The following is a 9,626-nucleotide window of genomic DNA, read 5'->3' on the forward strand; positions in this document are numbered from 1 at the left end:
GAGTCGGGGGTGGTGGTGGACATTGCATGCATTGTCCCCCGAGTGCATGACACGGCGGCTTCGTGCCAACCCGCTGTTGCACGGTCGCCACCGCGTACGGGCCGTGCGTCGGGCGCGTCCGATCGCGCAAAATCGGCCCATGCCCCATCTTGTCCTGCTGCCCGGCCTTGCCTGCGACGAACGCCTCTGGGAGGCCCAGTTGCCCGCACTTCCCGCCGCCTTCGGCGCCTGCGTGAGCGACGTCCAGACGCGCCACGACACCATCGAAGGCATGGCCAGCGCCGTGCTGCGCGAGCACGACGGCCCGCTGGTGCTGTGCGGTGCGTCGATGGGCGGCATGGTCGCGATGGAAGCGGCGCGCCAGGCGCCCGAGCGCATCGCCGGGTTGATGCTGCTGGGCACCAGCGCGCGGCCCGAGACGCCCGACATGTTCGCGCTGCGCGAAGGCGCCATCGAATGGTTCGAGCGCGGCGAGGTGCGCGAGATCATCGAGCCCAACGTGGCCTTCGCCTTCCATCCCGCGCAGGCCGCCAACCCCGCGCTGGTGCAGCGCTACCTGGACATCGTGCTCGGCGCCGGCGCGGCCCAGCTCATCCGCCAGAACCACGCCGTGATGCGCCGCCCCGACGCGCGCACGCACCTGGCCCTGCTGCGCGCGCCGGTGCTGCTGATGTGCGGCGACGACGACCGCCTCGCGCCGCCCGAATGCACGCGCGAGATGGCGGCGCTGCTGCCGCGCGCCGAGGTGGTGTGGGTGCCGCAGTGCGGCCACATGCTGACGATGGAGAAGCCTGCGTTCGTCAACACGGCGCTCAACGCCTGGCTGGGCAGGCACTTCCCCCGCGCTTGAGAGCCCCGGTCAGTGCAGCTGGCCGCCGGTTTCCGCGACGTCCTGCTTCACGGCCAGCGCGGTCTTCACGGTGATGCGCAGCGCATCGACCAGCATCTCCAGCGCCATGCTGGGCGCGCCCGGAAAGCGCGCCGCCTGCGCGGGCAGGTAGGGAATGTGGATGAAGCCGCCGCGCGCGCCCTTCGCCGACGGATGCGTCGCGAGGCGGTGCATCAGCCCGTAGAAGAGGTGGTTGCACACGAAGGTGCCCGCGCTGTTCGACACCGAGGCCGGCACGCCGCCCGCGCGCAGCTCACACACGATGGCCTTCACGGGCAGGCTCGAGAAGTAGGCTGCCGGCGCGCCGGGCACCACGGGCACGTCGATCGGCTGGCGCCCGAGGTTGTCGGGCACGCGGGCGTCGTCGACGTTGATGGCGATGCGCTCCGGCGTGAACTCGGCGCGGCCACCGGCCTGGCCGATGCAGATCACCAGCGTCGGCTGGAGCTCGTCCATCGCGCGGTCGAGTGCGGCGAGCGCCTCGCCGAAGACGCAGGGCACGAGGCGCGCATGCACGGTGGCGCGGCCGCACTGCCAGCCGTCGAGCGAGCGCACTGCCTCCCAGGATGGGTTGAGCAGCTCCTGCTCGAAGGGCTCGAAGCCCGTCAGCAAGACCGTGGGAGAAGCGCGCTTCGTCGGCATCCTGTTCAGGCCATCGCGCGAACGTCGATGCCTTCCTGCTGCAGCCGCTCGCGGATGCGCCGCGCGAAGGCCAGCGCATGCGCGCCGTCGCCGTGCAGGCACACGCTCTGGGCGTTGACGGGCACGGTGCTGCCGTCGATGGCGACCACGCGGTGGTCGCGCACCAGCGACAGCGTCTGCGCGAGCGACTGTTCTTCGCTCTCGATGAGCGCGCCGGGCTGGCTGCGCGGCACGAGGCTGCCGTCGGGCATGTAGCCGCGGTCGGCGAACACCTCTTCGACCGGCTGCAGGCCGGCACGGCGGGCCGCGTCGATCATGTTGCTGCCGGCCAGGCCGAAGAACTTGAGCGAAGGGTCGAAGCGGCGCACCGCCTCGCACAGCGCCTCGGCCAGCTCGGGCTCCTTCACCGCCTGGTTGTAGAGCTGGCCGTGCGGCTTCACGTGCGCAAGCCGGCCGCCTTCGGCCTTGACGATCGCGGCCAGCGCGCCGACCTGGTAGAGCACGTTCGCCACGATCTCCTCGGGCGGCAGGTGCATGGTGCTGCGACCGAAATTCTCGCGGTCGGGAAAGCTCGGATGCGCGCCGATCGCCACGCCGTGGGCCATGGCCCAACGCACGCACTGCTGCATGGTCCTGGCATCGCCCGCGTGCCAGCCGCAGGCGATGTTGGCGGAACTCACGAGGCCGAGCAGCGCTTCGTCGCTGCCGGCGCCTTCGCCGAGGTCGGCGTTGAGGTCGATCTGCATGGGATGTTCTCCGTCTCGTGGGGCAGGTGCGAAAACGACCTGCGCTCCCCAACAGTCTAGGCCGCGCCGGGCCAGCCCGCAGCGGCGAGCCCCTGCGCCACCTGCGCCAGGTAGCGCTGCTGCGCAGCCCAGGCCGCGAGCGCGTGCGACAGGTCGGTGCGCACCAGCCGCAGCCGGCCGCCGAGCGGCGCCTGCGCGAGCTTCCAGAGGTCGGCGCGGATCACCACGCCGATGCGCGGGTAGCCACCGGTGGTCTGCGCGTCGCCCATGAGGATGATCGGCTGGCCCGAAGGCGGCACCTGGATCGTGCCGGGGATCACGCCGGACGACAGCATGTCGCCACCCGCCTTGCGCTGCAGCTCGGCGCCGGCGAGCCGGCTGCCCATGCGGTTGCTCTGCGGCGTGATGCGCCAGCGCTCGCTCCACAGCAGCGCCTGCGCGTCGGGCGTGAACAGGTCGAACTCGGGGCCGGGCAGCACGCGCAGCGCGAGCGCGCCGTCGGGCTCGGCCGTGCCCCAGTCGGGCGCGCGCAGGCCGAAGGGACGGCGCGTGTTCTGGTCTGCACCGAGCCGCGAAGCGCCCAGCGCGAGCCGGTCGCCCTTGCGCAGCGCGCGGCCCTCGTGGCCGCCGAAGCCGGCCTTGAGGTCGGTGCTGCGCGAGCCAAGCACGGGCGCCACGTCGATGCCGCCGGCCACCGCGAGCCAACTGCGCAGCCCGGCCTTCGCCGTGCCGGGTGCGTTGGCGCCAGCGAGCCGCAGCGTCTGGCCGGCTCGCACGGGCACGCTCCAGCAAGGCCACAGCGACACGCCGTCGAGCGTGGCGCCGAAGTCGTCGCCGGTGAGCGCGATGCGGGTGTCGACTTCGAACTGCAGCTCGCAGCCGCCCATGGTGAATTCGATGCCCGCCGCCGCGTCGGCGTTGCCGGCCAGCCGGTTCGCCAGCGTGAGCGCGAGCATGTCGAGCGCACCGCCCGGGCAGATGCCGAGCTGGCGCAGGCCGGGCCGCCCGAGGTCCTGCACCGAGGCATGCACGCCGGGTTTGCGCACGAGGATCATGTCTGCAGGCTTTCGACGACGAAGCGCACGCGGTCGCCCGGACGCAGCAAGGTGGGCGACTCTGCCGAGGGATCGAACAGCTCGAGCGGCGTGCGCCCGATGAGCTGCCAGCCGCCCGGCGACACCAGCGGATAGATGCCGGTCTGCTCGCCGCCGATGCCCACCGAGCGCGCGGGCACGGCGGTGCGCGGTTCGGCGCGGCGCGGTGTCGCGAGTTCGGGCGCCAGCCCACCCATGAAGGCGAAGCCCGGCAGGAAGCCGAGCAGGTAGACCACGTAGTCGCCGCCGCTGTGGCGGCGCACCACCTCGGCCGCCGACAGCCCGGTGTGGGCCGCCACGTCGGCCAGGTCGGGGCCGTGCTCGCCGCCGTAGGCCACGGGAATCTCGATGCGCCGACCCTCGGCGCCATGGGCCGCGAGCCCCGGCCAGGCCTGGAGCACGCGCGCCGCGAGTTCCTCGAACGCCACGGCGGTCGGGTCGAAGGTCAGCGTGAGGTTGTTCATGCCCGGCAGCGCCTCGCCGACGCCGGGCCAGGCCAGCACCTCGGCGGCCAGCGCCCAGATGCGCTGCTGCTGCGCCAGCGTGGCGGGTGCAGGCAGGTCGCACACCAGCGCCGCATCGCCCAGCGGATGCAGGCGGGGCAAGGGGGTGGCGCTCACCTCAGCGCGAAGCCTGGGAGCGGGCTCATTCCCTACCGAGGCTGCGAACCTTGGCCGTGAGCTGCTGCTCGACGTTCGGCGAGACGAACTTGTTGACCTCGCCACCGAGCATGGCGATCTCGCGCACGAAGGTGCTGGAGATGAACTGGTACTTGTCGCTCGGGGTCAGGAACACGGTCTCGACGTCGGGCATCAGCGAGCGGTTCATGCCGGCGAGCTGGAACTCGTAGTCGAAGTCGGTCACGGCGCGCAGGCCGCGCACCATGGCCTTGCCGCCGCGCGCGACGACGAAGTCGCGCAGCAGGCCCGAGAAGCTCTCGACCGTGACCTGGTCGCTGTAGGGCTTCACGGCCTCGCGGGCCATGTCCATGCGCTCGGAGAGCGTGAACAGCGCCTTCTTGTGGTGGCCCGCCGCGACGGCGACGATCACCTTGGAGAAGAGTTGGGTTGCACGCCGCACCACGTCCTCGTGACCGAGGGTGATGGGGTCGAAAGTGCCGGGATAAACCGCGATCACGTTGCTGGCCATGGTTGCTTCTTCCTCATGCTGCCGGTGCGGCTTGTCCGGCGGATTATGCAGGCACGGACACAGCGCGGCGCAGCAGATGGGCATGCACGGCGCCGGCCTTCAGGTAGCGGAATTCGGCCAGGCCCAGCGCGGCGAGCTCCTCGGCGGCCCAGCGGCGCGGCGCCTCGAGGTAGATCGCGCCGTCGGCGTGCAGCGCGCGCGCGGCGGCGCGCAGGGCCGGCTCGTACAGCGCGAGGTTGTCGAAGGGCGGATCGAGAAACACCGCCTGCAGGCTGCCCGCTGCCGCGCGTTCGAGCGCGGTGACGCCGTTGCCGCGCTCCACGCGCACGGCCTCGGCCGAGAGCTTGGCCTTGGCGGCCTGCAGCTGGGCGACCAGCGCGGCGTCCTGCTCGCACAGCAGCACGTGGGCCGCGCCGCGCGAGGCGGCTTCGAGGCCGAGCGCGCCGGTGCCCGCGAAGGCGTCGATGCAGTGCCAGCCCGGCAAGGCACCGCCGCCCACGCCGGCCAGGCTCGCGAGCCAGTTGAACAGCGTTTCGCGCACGCGGTCGGGCGTGGGGCGCAGGCCGGGCTTGTCGGCCACGGCCAGGCGGGTGCGCTTCCATTCGCCGCCGATGATGCGGACCTCGCTGGGCCGCGACGGGCGCTTGGCGGCGGGGGCGCGCGCAATGGGCGCGGCGGCGTTCTTCTTCGGGGGCTTCTGGGGCATGCGGCGAGCTTAACGCTGCAGCTGGCCCCCCTTCACTCAGTAGCCCATGAACGCGCGACGCGCCAGCAGCACCGCCAGCACGAGCATCGTGCCGCCGATGAGCGCATCGAGCATCTGCCAGGCGCGCGGCCGTGCGAACACCGGCGCCAGCAGGCGCGCGCCGAAGCCCAGCGCGGTGAACCACAGCACGCTGGCCAGCGTCGACCCGACCACGAACCAGGCCTTGAGCAGGCCCGGGTACTGCGCCCCGGCCGTGCCCACGAGCAGCACGGTGTCCAGGTAGACGTGCGGGTTCAGCAGCGTGAAGCCGGCGGCCTGCGCGACCACCGCGGCGCGCGAGCGCGAGGCGCCCTGCGCCACCGTCTGCAGCGCGCCCGGCTGGCGCGAGCGCCACAGCGCGCGCAGGCCGTAGCCGCAGAGAAAGGCCGCGCCGAAGCCCGCGAGCAGCGTTGCCAGCATCGGCCGCCCCTTCAGCGCCTGCGCCATGCCGGCCACGCCGGCGGCGACCAGCACCGCGTCGCAGACGGCACAGAACAGCACCACCGCGCTCACATGCTCGCGGCGCAGGCCCTGGCGCAGCACGTAGGCGTTCTGGGCACCGATGGCGACGATGAGCACCAGGCTCATGAAGAGCCCGTTGAGGAAAGCGGTGGAGGCGTGAACGGCGGTCATGGTCCGAGCTTGCCGTCCGCAGGCAATTCAATCAAACTAAACTTTCTAACGCCGATTCAGTTTTACTTCATTCACCACCATGCTCGACTACGCCGCCCTGCACGCCCTTGCCGCCGTGGTGCGCGAAGGGAGTTTCGAGCGCGCCGCCCGCGCGCTGCACGTCACGCCCTCGGCGGTGTCGCAGCGCGTGAAGCTGCTCGAGGAGCGCACCGGCGGCGCGCTGCTGGTGCGCGGCCAGCCCTGCGTGGCGACCGAGGCCGGCCTGCAGCTGTGCCGGCACGTCGAGCGCGTGGGCATGCTGGAGCACGAGCTGCGCGAGGCCCTGCCCGCGCTGGACATGGGCAGCGGCGAGGCGCACGAGCGGGTCACGGTGCGGGTGGCGGTCAACGCCGACAGCCTCGCGACCTGGTTCATGGCGGGCGCCGCCGCCTTCGCCGCGCAGGCGCCCGACGCCCTGCTCGACCTCACGGCCGACGATCAGGACCACACGGCCGAGCGGCTGCGCAGCGGCGCGGTGCTGGCGGCCGTGACCGCGCTGGCCCAGCCGGTCACGGGCTGCAACAGCGAGGCGCTGGGCACGGTGCACTACGTGGCCGCCGCGAGCCCCGGTTTCGTGGAACGCTATTTCGCCAAGGGCGTGGGCGCGCGCACGCTGGCCGCCGCGCCGAACCTGGTGTTCGACCGCAAGGACCGGCTGCAGGCGCGCTGGGTGCGCCGCATCTGCCACCGCAACGTGGAGACGCCGCGCCACTGGGTGCCCTCGCCCGCCGCCTTCGTGGAGGCGGCCTGCCGCGGCATCGGCTGGGGCATGCACCCGACCAGCATGGTGGCCGATGCGCTGCGCGACGGCACGCTGGTGGAACTGGTGCCCAGCGCGACGTTGCCGGTGCCGCTGTACTGGCAGCACGCCCGCGCGGCGCCGCGCCTGCTGGCGCAGCTCGGCGCCGCGGTGCGCGAGGCCGCGCGCAGCGGGCCGCACGCGCTGGCCTGAACTTTTCTTACTGCGCCGCGGCGGCCTGCTTGCCGCCCACCACCACCGTCACCATGCGCTGCGGCTGCAGCTTGCGGGCGAATGCGGCCTGGATGTCGGCGGCCGTGACGGCGTTCATGCGCGCGGTCCAGGTGTCGAGGTAGTCCAGCGGCAGGCCGTACCAGGCGATGTTGGCGACGTTGCCGATCAGCTTGCGGTTGCTGTCCAGCAGCAGCGGGAAGCCGCCGATCAGGTTGTCCTTGGCGGCCTTCAGCTCCTTCTCGGTCGGGCCTTCGGCCACGAACTTCGCGAGCACGTCGCGCGAGACCTTCGTCGCCGCCTCGGCCTGGTCGGGCCGGGTCTGGAAGCCGATGCGGAAGGCGCCCGCGTCGAGCCCCGGCGCAAAGCCGCTGTACACGCTGTAGGCCAGGCCGCGCTTCTCGCGCACCTCTTCGGTCAGCCGCGAGACAAAGCCGCCGCCGCCGAGCACGTAGTTGCCGAGCGTGAGCGCGAAGTGGTCCGGGTCCTGGCGCGGGTAGCCGGGCTGGCCGATGAAGACGTGGGCCTGCGCCGAGTCGAACGCAATGCGCTCGTCCTTCGGTGCCGTGAGCGCCACCACCGGCGCGATGGCCGGCAGCGGTGCGCAGGCGGCGGGGCTGGGCAGGCGCGACAGCAGCGTGGTCGCGAGCACCTCGGCCTCGGCGCGCGTGACCGCGCCCACGATGCTGAGCTTGGCGCGGCACGGCAGGATCAGCTGCTCGTAGCGCTGGCGCATGGCGGCGGTGTCGATGCGCGCCAGCGTGGCCTCGGTCACTTCCTGGCCGTAGGGATGCGTGCCGTACACGGCCTGCGCGAAGGCGCGGCCGACGACGGTGGCGGGCTTGGTGTTGGCTTCCTTGATGGCGGCGTTGATGCGCTCGCGCTCGCGCGGCCAGATGTCGTCGGGGAACGAGGGCTCGCCGATCTCGCGCGCGGCCAGCGCCACGGCCTTGGTCAGCAGCGCCGGGTCGGACAGCGTGCGCAGCGTGTAGCTGGTGCGGTCGGTGCCGGCGCTCACGTCGAAGCTGGCGCCCAGGTCGGCCCAGGCCTCGCCCAGCGCATTCTGGTCGAGCGCGGGCTCGCCGTTGCGTCCGGCGCGCACGCCCTTCTCGACCATCGCGGCGCTGGTGCTGGCCAGCCCGGCCTGCGCGGCCGGGTCGCGCCGGCTGCCGGCGTCGAAGTCGATCTGCACGTCGACGATCGGCAATGCGTTCGTCGACACCAGGTACACCTTGGCGCCGTTGGCCAGCGTCCAGTGCTGGATGGGCAGCGCAGCCTGCGCGCTGCCCATGCCGAACAGCGCGGTGATGCCCGCCAGGAGGGCGGTGCTTGCAATCTTGTGGAGGTTCTTCATGAGGGGAATCCGGTGCCTTTCAGCGCATCTCGCCCACGGGGGCGGCGAAGCCGCGGCCGCGCTTGGGTTCGGGCGGCAGGGGCCGCAGCGTGGCGACCGTGAGCTGGTCGTCGCCGAAGTACTTGGCGGCCACAGCCTGCACCTGCGCCGCCGTCACGGCCTGCAGCCGGGCGACGATGCGCTCGCTGGCGTCCAGCGGCAGGCCCTGGATCCAGTTGCTGCCGAGTTCGCGCGCCTGCGCCATCACCGAATCGCGCTTGTAGGTCTCGCTCGCCACCCACTGCGTCTTGACGCGGGCCAGCTCGGCCTCGCCGACGCCCTCTTTCGCCACGCGCGCCACCTGGGCGCGCAGCGCGGCCTCGACCGTCTCGGCAGTCCTGCCGGCAGCCGGCACGCCGTCGAGCATGAACAGCTGCGGACCGCGGCCGATGAAGCCCGCGTACGCGCCGGCCGAATCGGCCACGCGGCCGGGGCCCTGCGTGAGGGCGCGGTCGAGCCGCGCGCCGGCGTAGCCGTCGAGCACGGCCGAGAGCACCACCAGCGCCCAGGCGTCGCTGTTGGCGTCGTCGATGTTCGTGAGCTGCGGTACGCGGAAGGCGAGCGACACGTATGCCTGCTCGGCCGGGGCCTTGAACTCGAGGCGGCGGATGCCGCGCTGCGCGGGCTCGGTGCGCGGCTTGCGCTCCGGCACGGCGCGCGCGGGGATGCTGCCGTAGTACTTCTCGGCCAGCGCGCGCACGCGCGCCACGTCGACGTCACCGGCCACCACGAGCACGGCGTTGGCCGGCACGTACCAGCGCTGGAAGAAGGCGCGCGCGTCGGCGGGCGTCATCGATTCGAGATCGCTCATCCAGCCCACCACCGGGCGGCGGTACGGCGACGCGGTGAAGACGGCCGCGCTCTGCTGCTCGCCGAGCAGGGCGCGCGGCTGGTCGTCGGTGCGCAGGCGGCGCTCTTCCTTGACCACCTCGATCTCGCGCTTGAACTCGTCGTCGGGCCACTGGTTGTTGGCGAAGCGGTCCGATTCGAGCTTCATCACCTGCTCGAGGCTGCCGACCGGGATCTGCTGGTAGTAGCCGGTGGCGTCGCGCATGGTGAAGGCGTTTTCCTGGCCGCCCAGCGCCGCGACGCGGCGCGAGAACTCGCCGGCCGGCACGCTCTTCGTGCCCTTGAACAGCATGTGCTCCAGCACGTGCGCCACGCCCGTGGTGCCGTCGACCTCGTCCATGGAGCCGACCCGCACCCAGACCATCTGCACCGCCGTCGGCGAGCGCCGGTCGGTCTGCACGATCACGGTCATGCCGTTGGCGAGGGTGAATTGCTGGGGGCCCGGGGCCGCGGCGGCAGGGGTCGACGCGGCGGGAG

The 9,626-nt window shown here is 72.5% G+C and carries 11 protein-coding genes; 2 read left to right on the forward strand and 9 right to left on the reverse strand.

From position 1 onward, the window contains the following. The first annotated feature begins 139 nt into the window (after positions 1-139). Complete coding sequence (locus tag AC07Y4_RS32005) at positions 140-850, forward strand: alpha/beta fold hydrolase (protein WP_495275630.1); 711 nt, start codon at positions 140-142, stop codon at positions 848-850. Between the two features lie 9 nt (positions 851-859). Here AC07Y4_RS32005 and pcp read toward each other — a convergent pair whose 3' ends face one another. Genes pcp through AC07Y4_RS32040 form a run of 7 tightly spaced genes read right to left on the reverse strand, consistent with a single transcriptional unit; the run spans position 860 to position 5,898 of the window. Beyond that, on the reverse strand, positions 860-1,531 hold the full coding sequence (gene pcp / locus AC07Y4_RS32010) for a pyroglutamyl-peptidase I (protein ID WP_495275631.1): 672 nt from the start codon (positions 1,529-1,531) through the stop codon (positions 860-862). A gap of 5 nt (positions 1,532-1,536) precedes the next feature. Beyond that, positions 1,537-2,277, reverse strand: coding sequence for a 5-oxoprolinase subunit PxpA (gene pxpA / locus AC07Y4_RS32015; RefSeq protein WP_070061982.1), 741 nt, complete (start codon positions 2,275-2,277; stop codon positions 1,537-1,539). A gap of 56 nt (positions 2,278-2,333) precedes the next feature. Further along, a complete protein-coding gene (locus AC07Y4_RS32020) occupies positions 2,334-3,332 on the reverse strand; it encodes a 5-oxoprolinase subunit C family protein (RefSeq protein WP_495275632.1) in 999 nt (332 codons plus the stop codon). Next, on the reverse strand, positions 3,329-3,976 hold the full coding sequence (gene pxpB, locus AC07Y4_RS32025; RefSeq protein WP_495275637.1) for a 5-oxoprolinase subunit PxpB: 648 nt from the start codon (positions 3,974-3,976) through the stop codon (positions 3,329-3,331). The genes AC07Y4_RS32020 and pxpB overlap by 4 nt, the downstream gene beginning before the upstream one ends. Before the next feature lie 40 nt (positions 3,977-4,016). Further along, positions 4,017-4,520 carry a pantetheine-phosphate adenylyltransferase gene (coaD, locus tag AC07Y4_RS32030; protein ID WP_062481439.1) on the reverse strand — a complete coding sequence of 168 codons (504 nt, stop codon included), beginning with the start codon at positions 4,518-4,520 and terminating at the stop codon, positions 4,017-4,019. Between the two features lie 43 nt (positions 4,521-4,563). Continuing rightward, positions 4,564-5,226: an RsmD family RNA methyltransferase gene (locus tag AC07Y4_RS32035; RefSeq protein WP_070061980.1), complete on the reverse strand. Its 663-nt coding sequence runs from the start codon at positions 5,224-5,226 to the stop codon at positions 4,564-4,566. A 36-nt stretch (positions 5,227-5,262) separates the two neighbouring features. After that, positions 5,263-5,898, reverse strand: a complete 636-nt coding sequence (locus AC07Y4_RS32040; protein WP_495275633.1) for a LysE/ArgO family amino acid transporter — start codon at positions 5,896-5,898, stop codon at positions 5,263-5,265. A 79-nt stretch (positions 5,899-5,977) separates the two neighbouring features. On the opposite strand from AC07Y4_RS32040, the gene AC07Y4_RS32045 reads away from it, so the two are divergent. Beyond that, positions 5,978-6,889 (forward strand): LysR family transcriptional regulator ArgP, encoded by a 912-nt coding sequence (locus AC07Y4_RS32045; RefSeq protein WP_495275634.1) that lies wholly within the window; start codon positions 5,978-5,980, stop codon positions 6,887-6,889. A gap of 7 nt (positions 6,890-6,896) precedes the next feature. Here the strand turns inward: AC07Y4_RS32045 and AC07Y4_RS32050 are convergent, their stop codons facing one another. Then, positions 6,897-8,261, reverse strand: coding sequence for a M16 family metallopeptidase (locus tag AC07Y4_RS32050; protein WP_495275635.1), 1,365 nt, complete (start codon positions 8,259-8,261; stop codon positions 6,897-6,899). Positions 8,262-8,280: 19 nt separating this feature from the next. Next, positions 8,281-9,626, reverse strand: a 1,346-nt coding sequence (locus tag AC07Y4_RS32055; protein WP_495275636.1) for a M16 family metallopeptidase, incomplete at its 5' end; no start/stop codon positions are given.

The organism is Variovorax sp. GW460-12-1-14-LB1 (assembly GCF_059423605.1).

What these genes read in the sequence shown, in the direction of transcription:
- coaD (WP_062481439.1), bottom strand. Translation starts at nt 4,520, where the DNA reads ATGGCCAGCAACGTGATCGCGGTTTATCCCGGCACTTTCGACCCCATC.
- pcp (WP_495275631.1), bottom strand. Translation starts at nt 1,531, where the DNA reads ATGCCGACGAAGCGCGCTTCTCCCACGGTCTTGCTGACGGGCTTCGAG.
- AC07Y4_RS32050 (WP_495275635.1), bottom strand. Translation starts at nt 8,261, where the DNA reads ATGAAGAACCTCCACAAGATTGCAAGCACCGCCCTCCTGGCGGGCATC.
- AC07Y4_RS32005 (WP_495275630.1), top strand. Translation starts at nt 140, where the DNA reads ATGCCCCATCTTGTCCTGCTGCCCGGCCTTGCCTGCGACGAACGCCTC.
- AC07Y4_RS32020 (WP_495275632.1), bottom strand. Translation starts at nt 3,332, where the DNA reads ATGATCCTCGTGCGCAAACCCGGCGTGCATGCCTCGGTGCAGGACCTC.
- AC07Y4_RS32040 (WP_495275633.1), bottom strand. Translation starts at nt 5,898, where the DNA reads ATGACCGCCGTTCACGCCTCCACCGCTTTCCTCAACGGGCTCTTCATG.
- AC07Y4_RS32045 (WP_495275634.1), top strand. Translation starts at nt 5,978, where the DNA reads ATGCTCGACTACGCCGCCCTGCACGCCCTTGCCGCCGTGGTGCGCGAA.
- pxpA (WP_070061982.1), bottom strand. Translation starts at nt 2,277, where the DNA reads ATGCAGATCGACCTCAACGCCGACCTCGGCGAAGGCGCCGGCAGCGAC.
- AC07Y4_RS32035 (WP_070061980.1), bottom strand. Translation starts at nt 5,226, where the DNA reads ATGCCCCAGAAGCCCCCGAAGAAGAACGCCGCCGCGCCCATTGCGCGC.